15 protein-coding genes and 2 pseudogenes are annotated in these 17,373 nt (G+C 64.4%); 7 read left to right on the top strand and 10 right to left on the bottom strand.

The genetic code is table 11. The features are described from left to right. Nucleotides 1–4: 4 nt before the first annotated feature. Nucleotides 5–1,000: a catabolite repressor/activator gene (cra, locus tag ACGLHT_RS09310; protein ID WP_274119741.1), complete on the top strand. Its 996-nt coding sequence runs from the start codon at nt 5–7 to the stop codon at nt 998–1,000. Nucleotides 1,001–1,002: 2 nt separating this feature from the next. Beyond that, nucleotides 1,003–1,779, top strand: coding sequence for a TatD family hydrolase (locus ACGLHT_RS09305; protein ID WP_274119742.1), 777 nt, complete (start codon nt 1,003–1,005; stop codon nt 1,777–1,779). 153 nt (nt 1,780–1,932) lie between these two features. On the opposite strand, the gene ampE is transcribed toward ACGLHT_RS09305, so the two are convergent. The 3 genes from ampE to ACGLHT_RS09290 all read right to left on the bottom strand — a co-directional run bounded on the left by ampE (nt 1,933) and on the right by ACGLHT_RS09290 (nt 5,813). Further along, entirely contained in the window at nt 1,933–2,763 is an 831-nt protein-coding gene (ampE, locus tag ACGLHT_RS09300) for a regulatory signaling modulator protein AmpE (RefSeq protein WP_025337724.1), read from the bottom strand. Next, entirely contained in the window at nt 2,760–3,332 is a 573-nt protein-coding gene (gene ampD / locus ACGLHT_RS09295; RefSeq protein ID WP_137163003.1) for a 1,6-anhydro-N-acetylmuramyl-L-alanine amidase AmpD, read from the bottom strand. Before ampD ends, ampE begins: the two co-directional genes overlap by 4 nt. 333 nt (nt 3,333–3,665) lie before the next feature. After that, nucleotides 3,666–5,813, bottom strand: a complete 2,148-nt coding sequence (locus tag ACGLHT_RS09290; protein ID WP_274119743.1) for a DUF1631 domain-containing protein — start codon at nt 5,811–5,813, stop codon at nt 3,666–3,668. Nucleotides 5,814–6,055: 242 nt separating this feature from the next. Here ACGLHT_RS09290 and nadC point away from each other — a divergent pair, with 242 nt between their 5' ends. Next, the gene (gene nadC, locus ACGLHT_RS09285; RefSeq protein WP_046616049.1) at nt 6,056–6,904 is read left to right on the top strand and encodes a carboxylating nicotinate-nucleotide diphosphorylase; all 849 of its coding nucleotides are present in this window, start codon (nt 6,056–6,058) and stop codon (nt 6,902–6,904) included. A gap of 166 nt (nt 6,905–7,070) precedes the next feature. On the opposite strand, the gene trxB is transcribed toward nadC, so the two are convergent. Then, on the bottom strand, nt 7,071–8,033 hold the full coding sequence (gene trxB, locus ACGLHT_RS09280; protein ID WP_025337720.1) for a thioredoxin-disulfide reductase: 963 nt from the start codon (nt 8,031–8,033) through the stop codon (nt 7,071–7,073). Between the two features lie 328 nt (nt 8,034–8,361). Between trxB and cysZ the strand changes: the two genes are divergently transcribed. After that, nucleotides 8,362–9,090 carry a sulfate transporter CysZ gene (cysZ, locus tag ACGLHT_RS09275; RefSeq protein ID WP_085587379.1) on the top strand — a complete coding sequence of 243 codons (729 nt, stop codon included), beginning with the start codon at nt 8,362–8,364 and terminating at the stop codon, nt 9,088–9,090. Between the two features lie 171 nt (nt 9,091–9,261). Here the strand turns inward: cysZ and ACGLHT_RS09270 are convergent. Together ACGLHT_RS09270 and ACGLHT_RS09265 are read right to left on the bottom strand one after the other, a co-directional pair. After that, nucleotides 9,262–9,621, bottom strand: a pseudogene (locus tag ACGLHT_RS09270) (methyl-accepting chemotaxis protein); the annotation flags it as partial. A 228-nt stretch (nt 9,622–9,849) separates the two neighbouring features. Beyond that, nucleotides 9,850–10,449: pseudogene (locus ACGLHT_RS09265) on the bottom strand (PAS domain-containing protein); the annotation flags it as partial. A gap of 302 nt (nt 10,450–10,751) precedes the next feature. On the opposite strand from ACGLHT_RS09265, the gene ACGLHT_RS09260 reads away from it, so the two are divergent. After that, nucleotides 10,752–11,942, top strand: a complete 1,191-nt coding sequence (locus ACGLHT_RS09260; RefSeq protein WP_137163000.1) for a glycosyltransferase family 1 protein — start codon at nt 10,752–10,754, stop codon at nt 11,940–11,942. A gap of 131 nt (nt 11,943–12,073) precedes the next feature. Here the strand turns inward: ACGLHT_RS09260 and ACGLHT_RS09255 are convergent, their stop codons facing one another. Beyond that, nucleotides 12,074–12,556: a glutathione peroxidase gene (locus ACGLHT_RS09255; RefSeq protein WP_025337716.1), complete on the bottom strand. Its 483-nt coding sequence runs from the start codon at nt 12,554–12,556 to the stop codon at nt 12,074–12,076. Between the two features lie 144 nt (nt 12,557–12,700). Then, complete coding sequence (locus tag ACGLHT_RS09250; protein WP_003259610.1) at nt 12,701–13,186, bottom strand: peptidylprolyl isomerase; 486 nt, start codon at nt 13,184–13,186, stop codon at nt 12,701–12,703. Between ACGLHT_RS09250 and ACGLHT_RS09245 the strand changes: the two genes are divergently transcribed. After that, the gene (locus ACGLHT_RS09245; protein ID WP_123085333.1) at nt 13,185–13,487 is read left to right on the top strand and encodes a DUF3565 domain-containing protein; all 303 of its coding nucleotides are present in this window, start codon (nt 13,185–13,187) and stop codon (nt 13,485–13,487) included. The genes ACGLHT_RS09250 and ACGLHT_RS09245 overlap by 2 nt on opposite strands. 31 nt (nt 13,488–13,518) lie before the next feature. After that, nucleotides 13,519–15,606, top strand: a complete 2,088-nt coding sequence (gene pta, locus ACGLHT_RS09240; RefSeq protein WP_274078953.1) for a phosphate acetyltransferase — start codon at nt 13,519–13,521, stop codon at nt 15,604–15,606. A 136-nt stretch (nt 15,607–15,742) separates the two neighbouring features. Here pta and ACGLHT_RS09235 read toward each other — a convergent pair whose 3' ends face one another. Both ACGLHT_RS09235 and ACGLHT_RS09230 read right to left on the bottom strand, forming a co-directional pair. Beyond that, complete coding sequence (locus ACGLHT_RS09235; RefSeq protein ID WP_013970946.1) at nt 15,743–16,462, bottom strand: OmpA family protein; 720 nt, start codon at nt 16,460–16,462, stop codon at nt 15,743–15,745. A gap of 108 nt (nt 16,463–16,570) precedes the next feature. After that, nucleotides 16,571–17,215: an MBL fold metallo-hydrolase gene (locus tag ACGLHT_RS09230; RefSeq protein WP_085623761.1), complete on the bottom strand. Its 645-nt coding sequence runs from the start codon at nt 17,213–17,215 to the stop codon at nt 16,571–16,573. Nucleotides 17,216–17,373: the final 158 nt, after the last annotated feature.

The following is a 17,373-nucleotide window of genomic DNA, read 5'->3' as shown; positions in this document are numbered from 1 at the left end:
TTCGGTGAAACTCAGCGATATCGCCCGTCTGGCCGGTGTGTCCGTGACCACTGCCAGCTACGTCATCAATGGCAAGGCCGAACAGCAGCGCATCAGCAACAGCACTGTCGAGCGGGTACGCGCGGTGGTCGAGGCCCACGGCTTCACCCCCAACCCGCAGGCCGCTGGCCTGCGCAGCCGGCATACCCGCACCCTGGGCTTCATTCTCCCGGATCTGGAGAACCCCAGCTACGCCCGCATCGCCAAGCAGCTCGAACAAGGTGCCCGCGCCCGTGGCTACCAGTTGCTGATCGCCAGCAGCGACGACCAGCCCGACAGCGAGCGCCAGTTGCAGCAGCTGTTCCGCGCCCGCCGTTGCGATGCACTGTTCGTCGCCAGCTGCCTGCCGCCAGAGGACGACAGCTACCGCGAACTGCAAGACAAAGGCCTGCCGGTGATCGCCATCGACCGCCGCCTGGACCCTGCGCACTTCTGCTCGGTGATCAGCGACGACCGTGATGCCAGCCGGCAACTGGCCGCCAGCCTGCTGAGCGCCGCCCCGCGCAGCATCGCACTGATCGGCGCACGCCCCGAGCTGTCGGTCAGCCAGGCACGTGCCGGCGGCTTCGACGAAGCCCTGCAAGGCTATGCCGGCGAAGTTCGCCGCTATCAGGGCGACGCGTTCAGCCGTGAGTGCGGCCAGCGCCTGATGCAGCAGTTGATCGACGACCTTGGCGGCCTGCCGGATGCCCTGGTGACTACCTCCTACGTGCTGCTGCAAGGGGTGTTCGACACCCTGCAGGCGCGCCCTGCCGACTCGCGCCAGCTGCAGCTGGGTACCTTTGGCGACAACCAGTTGCTCGACTTCCTGCCGCTGCCAGTCAATGCCATGGCCCAGCAGCATGGCCTGATTGCCGCCACCGCCCTGGAACTGGCACTGGCCGCGATCGAGGACAAACGCTACGAACCTGGCGTGCACGCTGTCGGTCGAACGTTCAAGCAACGCATTACAGCGGTCTGAACATGCGCCTGATCGACACCCACACCCACCTGGACTTCCCCGACTTCGACGCCGACCGCCCGCGCCTGCTGGCCAACGCGGCGTCGCGCGGGGTTGAGCGGATGGTGGTGCTGGGGGTGTACCAGGCGAATTTCCAGCGGGTGTGGGACCTGGCCTGTGCCGACCAGCGCCTGTTCGCCGCGCTCGGCCTGCACCCGATCTACCTTGACCAGCATCGCCCGGAGCACCTGACGCAGCTGCGCGAGTGGCTGGAGCGCCTGCACGGCGACCCACGGCTATGTGCCGTGGGCGAGTTTGGCCTGGACTATTACCTCGAAGACCTGGACAAGGCCCGCCAGCAGGCGCTGTTCGAAGCGCAACTGCAGATGGCCTGCGACTTCGAACTGCCCGCCCTGCTGCACGTGCGCCGCAGCCATGCCCAGGTGATCGCCACGCTCAAGCGCTACAAGCCAGCGCGGGCGGGGGTGATACACGCGTTTGCCGGCAGTTACGAAGAGGCCCGCGAGTACATCAAGCTGGGCTTCCGGCTTGGGCTTGGCGGTGCGGGTACCTGGCCGCAGGCCCTACGGCTGCGCAAGACCCTGGCGCGGTTGCCGCTGGACAGCGTGGTGCTGGAGACCGATGCGCCGGACATGGCGCCGGTCATGTTCCCCGGGGTGAGGAACAGCCCGGAGCACCTGCCGGAAATTGCCGGGGCGCTGGCGCAGGTGATGGGTGTGGATGTCGCGGAGCTGGCTGATGCCAGCACCCGCAATGCTTATGAGTTGTTCAGATGGTAGACCTGGCGCGGTCGCTGTAGGAGCGGCCTTGTGTCGCGAAAGGGCCGCAACGCGGCCCCGGCAATTTATGCGGCGAAGCTGAAAATCCGGGGGCTGCTGCGCAGCCCATCGCGACACAAGGCCGCTCCTACAGGGTATGCGCCCGACTTCAGATCAGACAAGCACCGTCCACAGCGCAAACCCGGCATACCACAGCACCGCACAACGCAGCAGCAGCTCCCACAGGCTGTCCAGCCGCCCCAGCCCGCGCTGGCTGTCTTCTTCCTCGGGAATGTCATCGGCAATGCGCCCGACCCGGGCCACCAGGTGTGCGGCGCTGATGTGCCAGTTGAGCACCTCGTGCAGCATCACCCGGGTGACCGCGAGGAAGTTGCCGACCAGGGCAAAACTCAAGGCCAGCACCCGTACCGGCAGCCAGTCCATGATATGCCTGAGCTGCTCGGCACGAGCCTTCAACGTCGGTTGCTTGCTGTGTTCGCCACACAGCGCCAGCAGGCGGTAGGCCAGCGCGGCACCCGGGCCCAGCACGAAGTACCAGAAGATCACCGCGAAAAAGCCCTGGTACACCTGCCACAGCAGGTTGCCCTGCACCCGCACCAACAGGCTGTGCGGTTCGTCGGCCGCCAGCCCCAGGTCGCGCTCGGCCACATGCAAAGCGGCCTGGTCATCACCACGCCGCCAGGCATCGCGGAACGGCCCCAACGATGCCTTGGCATCGCCGCGGCCCAGGCTGTAGATCAGCACCAGCAGGTGCACCGGCAATGCCAGCAAGCCATACGCCACCGGGTCCAGCACATGCAGCAGCAACACCAGCAGCGCTACCGGTGCCAGTACCAGGATGGCCAGCGTCCACCACGGGTGCACCTTGCCGCTGCGCTCCAGGCGCACCAGTTCGCCAAGGAAGAACCCATCGCGCTGCACCTGATGGCGCAGGGCCGAGAACTTCTCGACCCACAGCGCCAGCAACAACACCAGAAAACTCATGCCTTGTCCTCGTTTTGCTGCAGCGCATCGCGGTAGCGGGGCCAGTCGAAGGCCGGGCCGGGGTCGGTCTTGCGCTGCGGGGCAATGTCGCTATGGCCCTGGATGCGGCCCAGGTCGATGGCCGGCCAGGCACCGCGGATGTGCCGGGTAAGTTCCTCCAGCACCCTGTACTGGGCATCGGTATAAGGCAGGTCGTCGGTGCCTTCCAGTTCGATGCCGATGGAGAAATCGTTACAGCCTTCACGCCCGTCGAAGCACGACACACCGGCGTGCCAGGCGCGGTCGAGCAACGACACGAACTGGGTCACCGCACCGTCACGCTCGACGAACAGGTGCGCCGACACGGTCAGGTGGTTGATGCTGGCGAAGTACGGGTGTTCGTCGGGGTCCAGGCGGTTCTGGAAGAATTGCTGGACCTTGCCGGTGCCGAAGCAGGCAGGCGGCAGGCTGATGTTGTGGATCACCAGCAGGGAAATCGATTCGCCTTCGGGGCGGGTATTGAAGTTCGGCGAGGGGCAGTGGGTGATTCCGATTCCGTGGAACCAGCCAGTGGCACGGTCCAATTGCATGGGGCAGATCCTGAAAACGCCGTGAACAGGTCAACAGTATGCCCTGCGGCCAACGGCGTTTGCATGTGAATGAATGTAATCCCGACGGCACTCTCATAGAGCTGCACATAAATTATTGATTCAACAGGGTCTCTGTGGGAGCGGGTTCACCCGCGAACACCGGCGCAGCCGGTGCCAAGCACCGCGTTGGATTCTTCGCGGGTGAACCCGCTCCCACAGAGTAAGCGAACTGCCTGCCAACTCGGCTCTCTATGCAACAGCGCAGCACGAAGGATTGAGTGACCTCCCACAGAAATTGGGCGTGCTTGCAGGTTTTGCGCAGGGCAGTTGCTCCTACCGCCGCAACCTGTCGAGCACCGCCTCCAGCGCCCGCTCGAACAACAGCCCGTCATCCAGCACTCGCACGTCGCCTCGGTGCAGTGCCTGGGCCAGGCTGGCTCCATTCCATTCACGCACTTTCATGCCGGTGCGGTTGGCGAACACCAGCCGGTCGCTGCTGTCGATGCGCGCCACCAGCTTGCAGCGCAACGGTTCGTCCTCGTCCAGCACCTCGACCCAGGTACCGATACGCAGGCGCTGCACCTGGCGCAGCGCCACAGCTTGCCCGTCGGCAAACTGCAACGGAGCACAAGCGGGTTCTTCAGCAATCGCCAGGACGATGTCCTCGTCCACCAGCACCTCGCTCAGGGGTTGGCCCTCACCACCGGGCGCCACCGCGGTACCCGCGCAGGCACGCAGGTGCAGCTGCTCCAGTTGCAGGAAGAATTCGCGGGTCGCTGCCGAGTCCAGGGCTACGCTGGACAGGCCATCGCGCAGTGCCTTGAGCAGGCCCGGTACCTGCTGCAGCAAGGTATGTGGCTCGTGCGGCGGGGTGATGCTGGCCAGCAGCGTGTCCATCGTCTGCAAGGCGTCTCGCCAGGCCTGGGATGCCTCGCCCTGCTTGAGCCAGGCCAGCAGCAGTACCTGGCTCCAGGCCTGCACCAGCATCTGTACCACCACCTGCGGCAATAACCGGCCGCGCAGCCGCTGGTTGAGTGCATGCTGCACCTGCTGCCTGGCCTGCAGGGCTCGGGCACGCCCTTCTTCGGCGTCGCGGGTACGTTGTTCAAGCAGCTCGTTGCGCCGCCGCTCGTCCTGGTTGAAAGCGAGGAAGTCTTCGAGCAGTTCGGCGAACAGGCTGGCATCTTCGGCAAAATCATTGAGCAGGCGCTGGACGATACGCTCCACCCGCAGGTGCAGGCTGTCGCGCATGCCGTCGCTGCCGCATTCCCAACCGATTGCCGCGCCAGCGATCTCGTTGAGCAGGCGGCGGGCCGGGTGGCTGGCCCGACTGAACAGCCCCTTGTCCAGCAGGGCTACCTTCAGCAGCGGAATATGCAGGCGCCCGATCAGCGCACGCAGGCTGGCCGGCAGGTTGTCGTCGTCCTGGATGAAGGCGAACAGCAGCCCAACCAGGTTGATCATGTCCTCGTCGGCCACATCGATGCGCCGGCGTGTGCCGCTGCGCACGCTGACCCGCAGCAGCAGTTGTTCAAGCTGTTGCCCAAGCTCGAAATCATCGGCCTCGTGGGTAGCGGGCACGTAGTGCTGCAAATGCGAAAGAAGGCGCAGCAGGTCGGCGGTGCTGATTGGCTGGGCGGCGGCCACCGCCTGCAAACGAGGCGCGAACTGCCCGCGCGCCGGGGCCAGCAGTGTTTGCAACGAGGCAAAGAACGCCTGCCCTGCCGCGTCCGCGCCCACCTCGTGCCCCAGGTTCGCCGGCCCGCGTCGTGCGTTCATGCGCCGGTCTTCGGCGCGCCGGCGCGGTGCCGTTGGCAACTCGGGCAACACACCGGCAGCGGCCAGCAACTGGTTGGCTTCGCCATAGATCACATCGGCATCGCGCAACACATAGCGCTCGAACAGTTTCAGCAGGACCAGCTTGACCCGCAGGCCAACCCCTAGGTTGCGGCCAGCGTCGAGGAAGTAGCCGCACAGCGCTGCGGGCCCCAGCGGGTTGTGCTGCTCGTGCAGGGGGCGGTCGAGCAGTACCTGCAAGCGCAGACCCAGTTGCTGCAGGGCAATGCCGTCGCGTGACAGCACCCGCGCGACCATGCCCTCGATCGCGGCGGCCCGCTCCACCTGGGCCTTGCTGCGCAGGTTGCCCGGCTCGACCAGGTGCGCCAGCAGGTCGACCTGGCCGATACGGGCAAAGGCATCATAGAACGTGTCGAGAAAACCGCGCTCGATGCTCTTGCGCTTCAGGCGCAGGTCGCGCATGGCCTCGAAGTACAGGTTCTGGTCACTGCGGTCGAAGGCCTTGTCGGCCATCTCGAAGAGGGTGTCGTCGGCGTTGTCGAACAAGTCCTGCAGGCCCTGACGCAACTGCAAGGCGGCCTTGTCCCGCACCTGCAGGAGCAACACCGGAAGGCAAGGCAGAGGCGCACGCCCGCCTCGATCGATGGCTGCCGCCAAGGGCACCACCTTGCCTTCTTTTTGCATCCTGTACTCCTTGCAGGGTGTCTCGCCCGAAGGGGCTGAAGATCGTCAAAGTCATGACGCCAAATACTGGTCACCATTATCGGTAAAAACCCGCACAGCTGCCAGCGCCGTTTCACTGGCTGGCTAATGACCCTGATTTACCCCGCTTGCTCACACCGGCCGACCAAAGGTCATCGCCAAGGCGACTGTACACACCGGCCCCCTGCCCTATAATCGCCGGCATCTAGCTTGTGGAGCCGACCATGCCGAACCTACGCCTTGCCGACCTGACCGCTGAAATCGAAGCCAACGTGCGCCGCGCGCTGTTGGAGGACATCGGCAGTGGCGATATCACAGCGCAGCTGATCCCGGCCGAGCGCCTGGCCAAGGCGACCATCATCACCCGCGAAGACTGCGTTATCGCAGGCACCGCCTGGGTCGATGCCGTGTTCCGCCAACTCGACCCGCGCGTGGCCGTGCACTGGCAGGTGGCCGATGGCGAGCGCGCCACGGCCAACCAGCCGCTGTTCCATCTGGAGGGCCCCGCGCGTTCGCTGCTCAGTGGTGAGCGTAGTGCACTGAACTTCCTACAGATGCTGTCGGGGGTCGCCACCCGTGCGCGCTTCCTGGCCGACCTGGTGGAAGGCACCCAGGTGCGCCTGCTGGACACCCGCAAGACCCTGCCGGGCCTGCGCCTGGCGCAAAAGTATGCAGTGACTTGCGGCGGTTGCGACAACCACCGCATCGGCCTGTACGACGCCTTCCTGATCAAGGAAAACCACATCGCCGCCAGCGGCGGCGTGGCCGCGGCCGTGGCGGCGGCGCACCGCATTGCGCCGGGCAAGCCGGTGGAAATCGAAGTGGAAAGCCTGGACGAACTGCGCCAGGCACTGGCCGCAGGTGCCGACATCATCATGCTCGACGAATTGAACCTGGAAGAGATGCGCGAAGCAGTGCGCATTACCGCGGGCAAGGCCAAGCTGGAAGCCAGTGGCGGGGTCAACGAGACTACCTTGCGGGTGATTGCCGAGACTGGGGTGGACTACATCTCGATTGGTGCAATGACCAAGGATGTGAAGGCGGTGGACCTGTCGATGCGGTTGAGTCTGTGAGCTGATCGCAGGCATGAAAAAACCGGCCATTGAGCCGGTTTTTTTGGGGGGCGCTTTGCGCCCCCATTCGCAGCACAAGGCTGCTCCTACAGGGGGTACGTAACTCCTTGTAGGAGCAGCCTTGTGCTGCGAATGGGCCGCAAAGCGGCCCCCTGGCGCTCTCGGATCAGAACGAAGCGTTGGCCAGCCCGTCCAGGTAACGCTCGACATCCAGCGCCGCCATGCAGCCCGCACCGGCCGAGGTAATGGCCTGGCGGTAAACGTGGTCAGCCACGTCACCGGCGGCGAACACGCCCTCGACGTTGGTGGCGGTGGCATTGCCTTCACGGCCACCGTTGACCACCAGGTAGCCGTCCTTGAGGGTCAGCTGGCCTTCGAACAGCGAGGTGTTCGGGGTGTGGCCAATGGCGATGAACACGCCGTCGACCTTGATTTCGTCGCTGCTGCCGTCGTTGTTCTTCAGGCGCGCACCGGTCACGCCCATGTTGTCACCCAGCACTTCGTCCAGGGTGGCGTTGAGCTTGAGCTCGATCTTGCCTTCGGCCACACGGGCGTGCAGCTTGTCGACCAGGATCTTCTCGGCGCGGAAGGTATCGCGACGGTGCACCAGGGTCACCTTGCTGGCGATGTTGGCCAGGTACAGTGCCTCTTCCACGGCAGTGTTGCCGCCGCCCACCACGGCAACCGGCTTGTTGCGGTAGAAGAAGCCGTCGCAGGTGGCGCAGGCCGAAACACCCTTGCCCATGAAGGTTTCTTCCGACGGCAGGCCCAGGTAGCGGGCGCTGGCGCCAGTGGCGATGATCAGCGCGTCGCAGGTGTACTTGCCGCTGTCACCCTGCAGGGTGAAGGGCTTGTTGGCCAGGTCGACGGCGTTGATGTGGTCGAAGACGATTTCGGTTTCGAAACGCTCGGCGTGCTCCTGCATGCGCTGCATCAGCGCCGGGCCGGTCAAGCCATGGGGGTCGCCCGGCCAGTTGTCGACTTCGGTGGTGGTGGTCAGCTGGCCGCCGGCCTGCATGCCGGTGATCAGCAGCGGCTTGAGGTTGGCACGGGCGGCATACACCGCGGCGCTGTAACCGGCAGGGCCGGAACCGAGAATGATGACGCGCGAATGACGTACTTCAGACATGTCGAACTCCTGTCGAGCGGGCCGCTGGGCCGGCATCGGTGTACCGGCTGCGCCAGCAGGAAATTAAAAAGGACCCACGCAGCACTTGGGGAAGGCTACAACGCGCAGGCCCAGAAAGCGGAAAGTTGAGCGCACTGTAGCGAGGTCGCAAAGATTAAGGAAATATCCTTCGACAATCCACCTCATAGGCATCGTCTATTCAGCGATTTCATCGATAGCCAAACCCTGCTGCTTTTGTTACAGCCCGTTTCCCGCCCGCTGCCCGCCTTTCGTCGGCGCGGCAAACTCGGTAAGGTCAGCGCGTTTTCCTTCTCTGCGGAGTCTCTCGATGCAAGCCCCTGTCCTCTCTGGCCCCCAGTACCTGCGCGAAGGCCTGAAACTGGTGCTGAGCCCCAACCTGCGGTTGTTCGTGCTGCTGCCACTGGCGGTCAACCTGCTGCTGTTCGGCGGCCTGATCTACTTCGCCGGGCATCAATTCGACCTTTGGCTTGATGCCCTGATGCCGACGCTGCCGGATTGGTTGAGCTTCCTCAGCTACATTCTCTGGCCGCTGTTCGTTGCCTTGTTGGTGCTGATGGTGTTCTTCACCTTCACCTTGGTAGCCAACATCATTGCCGCGCCTTTCAATGGTTTCCTGGCGGAAAAGGTCGAGGTGGTGGTGCGTGGGCAGGACAACTTCCCGGCGTTCAGCTGGGGCGAACTGGTGGCCATGGTGCCACGTACCTTCGGCCGTGAAATGCGCAAGCTGGGCTACTTCCTGCCGCGGGCAATCGGCCTGTTCATCCTGTCGCTGATCCCGGTGGTCAACGTGGTGGCGGCGCCGCTTTGGCTGATCTTCGGGGTGTGGATGATGGCTATCCAGTACATCGACTACCCGGCGGACAACAACAAGATGAGCTGGCAGGACATGCTCGCCTGGCTGCGCCAGAAACGCTGGCAGAGCCTGGGCTTTGGCGGCATTACCTACCTGGCGTTGATGATCCCGCTGGTGAACGTGCTGATGATGCCAGCGGCGGTGGCCGGGGCCACGTTGTTCTGGGTGCGGGAGCGCAACTGATCCCTCTCGGACCTTGCGCGGCCTCCTGTGGGAGCGGCCTTGTGTCGCGAAAGGGCCGCAGAGCGGCCCCAGGATATCAGCACTAATGCACAAATTGCTGGGGCCGCTTTGCGGCCCTTTCGCGACACAAGGCCGCTCCCACAAAGAAGCAGACCGCGTCTGATCCTGGTCCTACTGCCCCAACCGGCTGGAAAACTGCCCCACCACATCCACCACCCGCTTGGCCCCGTCCTGGATCTCGACAATCACGCTCCCTGTCTCGTCCGCCAGCGCCAGCCCCTGCTCGGCCTGGCGCTTGCTGGTGTCGATGATCGCCACTGCCGCCTGGGCCAGTTGCTCGTTCTGCTGCACCACCCGGGCGATTTCCTCGGTGGCGGTGCTGGTGCGCGAGGCCAGCTGGCGCACTTCATCGGCAACCACGGCAAACCCCCGCCCCTGCTCGCCGGCGCGGGCCGCTTCGATGGCCGCGTTCAACGCCAGCAGGTTGGTCTGCCCGGCAATGTCGCTGATGGTCTTGATGATCGAGCCAATCACCCGCGATTGGGTATCCAGCGCCTGGATGCCCTCTGCCGCCTCTTGCATCGAAGCTTCCAGCCCGCGCATCACGCTGACGCTCTGGGTGACCACATCGGTGGCCTTGCGGGCGCTGGCATCGGTACCCAGCGAGGTGTTGTAGGCGACATCCGCCGCCTCGGCCACCGCCTGCTCCTGGTTGACCTGCTCGGTGATGACGGTGGCGAACTTGACCACCTTGTACAGCACGTCATGGGCATCGAAGATGGGGTTGTACGAAGCTTCCAGCCAGACCACCCGGCCATGGGCATCGATACGCTTGAAGCGTTCGGCAACGTACTCGCCACGGCGCAGCTTGTCCCAGAACGCCTGATAGCCGGCCGAGTTGGCCTCCTCCGGCTCGCAGAACATGCGGTGATGCTTGCCACGGATCTGCTCCAGGCGGTAACCGACGGTGGCCAGGAAGCGTTCGTTGGCGGTAAGCACGGTGCCATCGAGATCGAACTCGATCACGGCGGTGGAGCGCATCAGCGCCTTGATCAGGCTTTCGTGCTCGCGGGAGGTCTCGATGGTGCGGGTAAGGTCGCTGGAGTGCAGCGTGAAATACTTGATGCGCCCCTCGCTGTTCTTGACCGGCTGCAGGATCGACCGTAACCAGGCCTCCTGGCCATTGCCGCGCAGCAGTCGGAATGCACCGTTCAGGTGTTCACCGCGGCTGATCGCGCCTTTCATGCGCTGGTAGAAATCCAGCGTCTTCACATGGGCGGGGACGATGTCCTCGATGTTGCGCCCAAGCAATTGTTCGGCACGGTAGAGCATCTCGCTCTCGAAGTTGCCGTTGACCATCTCGATCCGCCCCTGGGGGTCGAGTTGCAGTACCAGCATCTCGCTGTCGAGGCTACTCTTGACCTGTTCGATGGACATCAGGTCTTCGCGTAACTGCCGGATTTCTTGCTTGAGCTTGTTGTTGAACATCACCGCTCTCCTGGAGCGCATCGTCGAATGCATCTTCATCGGCTGCCGGTGCCCCCTCTTGAGCACCCTTGCAAGGAAAAATTCACAAGGCGAAAAGCGTCGGCGATCAGGCGTCATCTGTACGTCACATGACAGTCACATTGGCGCAATCCAGCAGGCGGACACTTTTTGTCATGAATACACCCGCCCTACGCATTACCCTGGTCAGCGAAACCTTCCCACCCGAGATCAACGGCGTGGCCAATACCCTTGGCCGGCTCAGCGAAGGGTTGCGCCAACGCGGCCATGAGATCGAAGTGGTGCGCCCGCGCCAGGCCGGTGAAGCACCACTGCACAACGACCCGAACCTGATGCTGTGCCGTGGCTGGCCCCTGCCTGGTTACCCGGGCTTGCAATGGGGCGAGGTGTCGATGCACAAGCTGTTGCGCCGCTGGCGACGGCAGCGCCCGGATGTGCTGTACATCGCCACCGAGGGGCCGCTTGGGCTCAGCGCACTGCGCGCGGCCCGGCGCCTGGGGGTAGCGGTGGTCAGCGGCTTCCACACCAACTTCCCGCAGTATTCCGGCCAGTACGGGTTGGGCCTGCTGACGCGCCTGCTCACCAACTACCTGCGCTGGTTCCATCGGCGCACGGCGACCACCCTGGTACCCAGCCTCAGTCAGCGCCTGGAGCTAGAACGCCGCGGTTTCGAACGCCTGGAGCTACTGGCCCGGGGGGTCGATGCCTGCCTGTTCAACCCGGCCCGACGCAGCCCCGCGTTACGGGAAAGCTGGGGGCTCGGCCCGGACGACATCGCCGTGCTGCATGTCGGGCGGCTGGCGGCAGAAAAGAACCTGGGTTTGCTGCGCCCAAGCCTGGAGGCTCTGCAGAAAACTTATCCACACAAACGCCTGCGCCTGATCATGGTGGGTGACGGCCCGCAGCGTGCCGCCCTCGAACAGCAGGTACCGGATGCCGTGTTCTGCGGCGCCCAGCGTGGCGAGGTGCTGGCCGAACACTATGCCAGCGGTGACCTGTTCCTGTTTCCGAGCCTGACCGAAACCTTTGGCAATGTGGTGCTCGAAGCCATGGCCGCGGGGTTGGCGGTGGTCGCCTATGACGAGGCGGCCGCCGCGCAGCATATTCGCCATGGCCATAGCGGTGCGCTGGCCATGCCGGGGGACCAGGCGGCGTTCATCGACTCTGCCTGCTGGCTGCTGGAAGAAGAGGAGACGTTGCGCCGGGTGCGCCTGAATGCGCGAAAGCATGCCAGTCGCCAGGGCTGGCCGGCGATTGTCGAGCAGTTCGAGGGGTATCTGCATGCAGCCCGGAACCAGGCTGCGACTTCACCAGCTTCGAGGCTGGGTGCTACGCGATCTGTGTAGGAGCGGCCTTGTGTCGCGATCGGGCTGCAGAGCAGCCCCTCGATAGTTGCGACAATGCTGACATCCGGGAGCCGCTATGCGGCCCGAGCGCGACACAAGGCCGCTCCTGCAGAGAAACCGCGTCTGGCGCTTCAGGCCAAGGCTTTCTCGATAGCCTGTACCACCGCTGGATCATCCGGTGCCGTGCGCGGCGAAAAACGCGCCAGTACCCGCCCGTCCTTGCCTACCAGGAACTTCTCGAAGTTCCAGGTAATGTCCCCCGGGAACTCCGCCCCCTCACCCGCCAGCAGGCGGTACAGCGAGTGGCGCTGCGGCCCGTTGACCTCCAGCTTGCCACCCAGCGGGAAGCTCACCCCGTAGTTGAGGCTGCAAAACTCCTGGATTTCCTTTTCGCTGCCAGGCTCCTGGCCGGCAAACTGGTTGCACGGCAGGCCAAGCACGTTGAAGCCCTTGTCCTTGTAAACCTGGTAGAGGTTCTCCAGGGCCTTGTATTGCGGCGTGAGACCACACTTGGAGGCAACGTTGACCACCAGCACCACTTGGCCCTTGAACGGTGCGAGGGGCAGCTCCCCGCCGTTCAACGCGTCCAGTTTCAGGTCGTGAAATGCACTCATGATGAATCCCCTCTCAGGTTCCCGGTTGCCGCGCAGGTGAATTCCGCCCACTAAAAAGGCGCTCGTCCAAACCGTCCACCTCCCGTAGGAAGGCAAATCGGCTTGCCCGAGCGCCTGGCGACTTTCTGAGCTTAGCGCAGAAAATCAGTGGTGATGGCCACCTTCACCGTGGATGTGGCGGTGAGCAATTTCTTCGTCGCTGGCATCACGCACGTTGACTACCTTGACCTGGAAGGTCAGGCGCTGGCCGGCCAGCGGGTGGTTGCCGTCGACGGTCACGTCGTCGCCGTCGATGTCGCGGATGGTGACGATCTGCATCTGACCATCCGGCGCCGAAGCGTGGAACTGCATGCCCACTTCCAGCTCGTCGACACCTTCGAACAGGCTGCGGTTCAGGGTGCTGACCAGCTCGGCCAGGTATTCGCCGTAGGCATCTTCCGGCTCGATGGAAACGTTCAGCTCGTCACCGGCCTGCTTGCCTTCCAGGGCTTTTTCCAGGCCCGGGATGATGTTGCCGGCACCGTGCAGGTAAACCAGCGGTGCACCGCCGGCGGAGCTGTCGATGGTCTCCCCGGCGTCGTTGGTCAGGGTATAGTCGATGGAGACAGCCTTGTTGGCGGCGATCAGCATGGGGCAAGACCTTTTGCAAAAGTATGTAGAGCGGACAAGTGTAACCAAGCCATCGCCCGATTGCGAACGCACCGCGGACGAGCAACGGCCCATCAGTCGGATCACCGGCTTCCATCAGGACGAAGAGGGCCACTGGGTGGCCGAGTTGTCCTGTGGCCACACCCAGCACCTGCGCCACCAGCCGCCGTGGCAGGCACGCCCCTGGGTGCTCGACCCCGCCCAGCGCGCGCAGCGTATCGGCCAGCCTTTCGCTTGCGGCTGGTGCGCACAAGGGGCCGATAGCGCTACCCTTGACCGTTAATTTCTTGCACCGCTTATTTCGAGAAGCACGCATGCAGACATTTTTCATTGCGCCGACCGATTTCGGTGTCGGCCTGACCTCCATCAGCCTGGGCCTGGTGCGCACCCTGGAGCGCGCCGGGCTGAAGGTCGGCTTCTTCAAGCCGATCGCCCAGCCCCACCCGGGTGACACCGGCCCCGAACGCTCCACCGAGCTGGTCGCCCGCACCCACGGCATCAAGCCCCCGGTGCCGCTGAGCCTGGCCCATGTCGAGCGCATGCTCGGCGATGGCCAGCTGGACGAGTTGCTCGAAGAAATCATCCGCCTGTACCAGCAAGCCTGCATCGGCAACGACGTGGTGGTGGTCGAGGGCATGGTGCCCACGCGCCACGCCAGCTATGCGGCGCGGGTCAACCTGCACCTGGCCAAGAGCCTGGATGCCGAGGTGATACTGGTATCTGCACCGGAAAACGAAGTGCTCAGCGAGTTGTCCGGCCGGGTCGAACTGCAGGCCCAGCTGTTCGGCGGCCCGCGCGACCCAAAGGTGCTCGGGGTAATCCTCAACAAGGTGCGCACCGACGAAAGCATGGCGGACTTTTCCACCCGCCTGCGCGAACACTCGCCGCTGCTGCGCGGCAACGACTTCCGCCTGCTGGGCTGCATCCCCTACCAGCCCGAACTGAACGCCCCGCGCACCCGCGACGTGGCCGACCTGCTAGGTGCCCAGGTGCTCAATTCCGGTGACTTCGAGCAGCGGCGCATGAGCAAGATCATCATCTGTGCGCGTACCGTGGCCAACACGGTGCCGCTGCTTACCTCGGGTACCCTGGTGGTGACCCCGGGCGACCGCGACGACATCATCCTCGCCGTCAGCCTGGCAGCGATCAACGGCGTACCGCTGGCCGGCCTGCTGCTGACCAGTGACGGCAAGCCAGACCCACGCATCCTGGGCTTGTGCCGCGGCGCCCTGCAGGCCGGCCTGCCGATCCTGTCGGTCAGTACCGGCTCGTACGACACCGCCAACCAGCTCAACTCGCTGAACCGCGAAATCCCGGTGGACGACCGCGAGCGCGCCGAATTCATCACCGACTTCGTCGCCAGCCACCTCGACGCCGCCTGGCTGCACCAGCGTTGCGGTACCCCGCGCGAACTGCGCCTGTCGCCGGCAGTGTTCCGCTACCAGCTGATCCAGCGAGCGCAGCAGGCCAACAAGCGCATCGTCCTGCCGGAAGGCGCCGAGCCGCTGCTGGTGCAGGCTGCGGCCATCTGCCAGGCCCGCGGCATTGCCCGCTGCGTGCTGCTGGCCAAGCCCGAGGATGTAGATGCCGTGGCGCGCGCCCAGGGCATCACCTTGCCGCCGGGCCTGGAAATCCTGGACCCCGAGGTGATTCGCGGGCGCTATGTGGAGCCGATGGTCGAGCTGCGCAAGAGCAAGAACCTAAATGCCCCAATGGCCGAGCAGCAACTGGAAGACCCGGTGGTGATCGGTACCATGATGCTGGCCTTGGACGAAGTGGACGGCCTGGTCTCGGGCCTGGTGCACTCCACCGCCAACACCATCCGCCCGGCCCTGCAGCTGATCAAGACCGCGCCGGGTTCGAGCCTGGTGTCGTCGGTGTTCTTCATGCTGTTCCCTGAGCAGGTGCTGGTGTACGGCGACTGCGTGATGAACCCGCACCCGAGTGCTGTCGAACTGGCCGAAATAGCCCGGCAGAGTGCCGAATCGGCGCAGGCCTTCGGCATCGCGCCACGGGTGGCGATGATCAGTTACTCAAGCGATTCGGCCAGCGACGAGGAAGTCGAGAAAGTGCGCGAAGCGACCCGCCTGGCACAGGGCGCGGCGCAGGAGCTGCTGATCGACGGGCCGTTGCAGTATGACGCGGCGGCCAACCCGGCGATTGCACGGGAGCTGGCGCCGGGAAGCCCGGTAGCCGGGCGGGCGACGGTATTCGTGTTCCCTGACCTGAATACCGGCAACACGACCCACAAGGCGGTGCAACGCAGCACCGACGGGGTCAGCCTGGGGCCGATGCTGCAAGGGTTGCGCAAGCCGGTGAACGACTTGCCGCGCGGGGCTCAGGTTGACGATATCGTGCATACCATTGCCCTGACAGCGATTCAGGCGAGCGTGGCGGGCTAAAAGCTGGGGCTGCTTTGCAGCCCCTGTGGGAGCGGGCATGCCCGCGAAGCAGACACTGTGGTGCATGGCACCGGCTTCGCCGGTGTTCGCGGGCATGCCCGCTCCCACAGGGCCGCAAAGCGGCCCCGGCGGTCAATCAGGGATACTGCTGAACCTGACCTTGCTGGTCATACTGCTGACCCGGAATCGGCTTCAGGTTCACTTCCACCCGGCGGTTCTGCGCGCGACCATTGGCGTCGGCGTTGCTGGCGATCGGCTGGTCCGGGCCCATGCCACGTACGGTGATACGCGAGGCATCCACACCCTGCGAGGTCAGGTAGGTGCTGACCGCCTGCGCGCGGCGCTGGGACAGGTCCATGTTGTGCTGGCGGCTGCCAGTGCTGTCGGTGAAGCCGACCACTTCGATGGTGTTCTGGTTGAACTGCTTGAACGAGCCGGCCAGGTTGTTCAGCGGCGAGTAGAAGCTTGGTGCGATGTTGGCCGAGTCGGTAGCGAAGGTGATGTTGCCCGGCATGATCAGCTTGATCTGGTCACCCTGGCGCTGCACTTCCACGCCGGTGTTGGCCATCTGCGCGCGCAGCTCGGCTTCCTGCTTGTCGGCGTAGTAGCCATAACCGGCCGCGGCGGCACCCACGGCGGCGGCACCGATCAGTGCACCCTTGCCACGGTTGTTGTGGTCGATGGCGGCACCGGCGATAGCACCGGCCAGCGCGCCCAGGCCGCCGTACTTGGCGGTCTTGCTCATCCCTGTGGAGCCCTGCGCCTGCCCTTGGCTGTCATAAGGGTTCTGCCCGGCACAGCCGGTCATCAGGGCAGCGGCGGTTGCGACGATAATCAGACGACGCATGGTGAACATGGACAAGCTCCTACTGAATTCATGAATGCGGCAGATCATAAAGGGATCTATGCCAGCCTTGGATTGCATCGGCAACAAAAAATTCCATGAAAGTGCCTTCATGTGCCATCAGGCACGCACGAAGGGGTTTTCGCGCATTTCGTCGCCCAGGCGGGTATCAGGCCCGTGGCCGGTCACCACGATGGCCTCCTCGTCCAGCCGATACAGCCGCTCCTTGATCGAACGGACGATGGCCCGCTGGTCGCCACCCCACAAATCGGTACGGCCAATGCCACGGCGGAACAGGGTATCGCCGGCGATCAGCAGCTTGGCGTCGGCAAACCAGAAGCTCATCGAGCCCGGCGTGTGGCCTGGCGTATGCAGGGCCACGCCACAACCGCAGGCCAGCTCCTCGTCATCCCCCAGCCAGCGGTCTGGCGCAGGTACCGGAGTGTAGGGCACGCCGAACATCTGGCACTGCATTTCCAGGTTGTCCCACAGCGCCTGGTCGTCCTTGTGCAGGTGCAGCGTTGCGCCGGTCAGTTCCTTGAGCTTGCCCGAGGCAAGGAAGTGATCGAAGTGAGCGTGAGTGTGGATGATGCTCACAAGCGTCAGCCCGTGGGCCAGCAGGCGAGCAAGGATCTTGTCCGGGTCACCGCCCGGGTCGACGACGATGGCCTTTTTGGTAAGCGGGTCGCCGATCAGGGTGCAGTTGCACTGCAGGGGGCCTACGGGGAAGGTTTCGCGGATGAGCGCAGGCGGGGCTTGGGTCATGGTGTTCTCGATGGCAAAGCTGGAGTTCTGCTGAGAGCCTGACAGGAAATTGGGGTGGGTGCACGAGGTTCATGTCTTGAGATGTGTGGCGCCTGTGAGATCGAGCGCCGCCCACGCGGCGCTTCGCAGCACAAGGCTGCTCCTACATCTGTTTCGGG

The organism is Pseudomonas sp. PsB (assembly GCF_043658375.1).
GTDB lineage: Bacteria > Pseudomonadota > Gammaproteobacteria > Pseudomonadales > Pseudomonadaceae > Aquipseudomonas > Aquipseudomonas putida_Z.
Note: the sequence above shows the minus strand (reverse complement) of the source record. Positions and strands in the feature narration are given on the sequence as shown.

Bases quoted from the DNA above. Each gene is read 5' to 3' on its own strand.
- ACGLHT_RS09305 (WP_274119742.1), top strand. From the start codon at position 1,003: ATGCGCCTGATCGACACCCACACCCACCTGGACTTCCCCGACTTCGAC.
- ampE (WP_025337724.1), bottom strand. From the start codon at position 2,763: ATGAGTTTTCTGGTGTTGTTGCTGGCGCTGTGGGTCGAGAAGTTCTCG.
- ampD (WP_137163003.1), bottom strand. From the start codon at position 3,332: ATGCAATTGGACCGTGCCACTGGCTGGTTCCACGGAATCGGAATCACC.
- ACGLHT_RS09290 (WP_274119743.1), bottom strand. From the start codon at position 5,813: ATGCAAAAAGAAGGCAAGGTGGTGCCCTTGGCGGCAGCCATCGATCGA.
- nadC (WP_046616049.1), top strand. From the start codon at position 6,056: ATGCCGAACCTACGCCTTGCCGACCTGACCGCTGAAATCGAAGCCAAC.
- trxB (WP_025337720.1), bottom strand. From the start codon at position 8,033: ATGTCTGAAGTACGTCATTCGCGCGTCATCATTCTCGGTTCCGGCCCT.
- cysZ (WP_085587379.1), top strand. From the start codon at position 8,362: ATGCAAGCCCCTGTCCTCTCTGGCCCCCAGTACCTGCGCGAAGGCCTG.
- ACGLHT_RS09260 (WP_137163000.1), top strand. From the start codon at position 10,752: ATGAATACACCCGCCCTACGCATTACCCTGGTCAGCGAAACCTTCCCA.
- ACGLHT_RS09255 (WP_025337716.1), bottom strand. From the start codon at position 12,556: ATGAGTGCATTTCACGACCTGAAACTGGACGCGTTGAACGGCGGGGAG.
- ACGLHT_RS09245 (WP_123085333.1), top strand. From the start codon at position 13,185: ATGGGGCAAGACCTTTTGCAAAAGTATGTAGAGCGGACAAGTGTAACC.
- ACGLHT_RS09250 (WP_003259610.1), bottom strand. From the start codon at position 13,186: ATGCTGATCGCCGCCAACAAGGCTGTCTCCATCGACTATACCCTGACC.
- pta (WP_274078953.1), top strand. From the start codon at position 13,519: ATGCAGACATTTTTCATTGCGCCGACCGATTTCGGTGTCGGCCTGACC.
- ACGLHT_RS09235 (WP_013970946.1), bottom strand. From the start codon at position 16,462: ATGTTCACCATGCGTCGTCTGATTATCGTCGCAACCGCCGCTGCCCTG.
- ACGLHT_RS09230 (WP_085623761.1), bottom strand. From the start codon at position 17,215: ATGACCCAAGCCCCGCCTGCGCTCATCCGCGAAACCTTCCCCGTAGGC.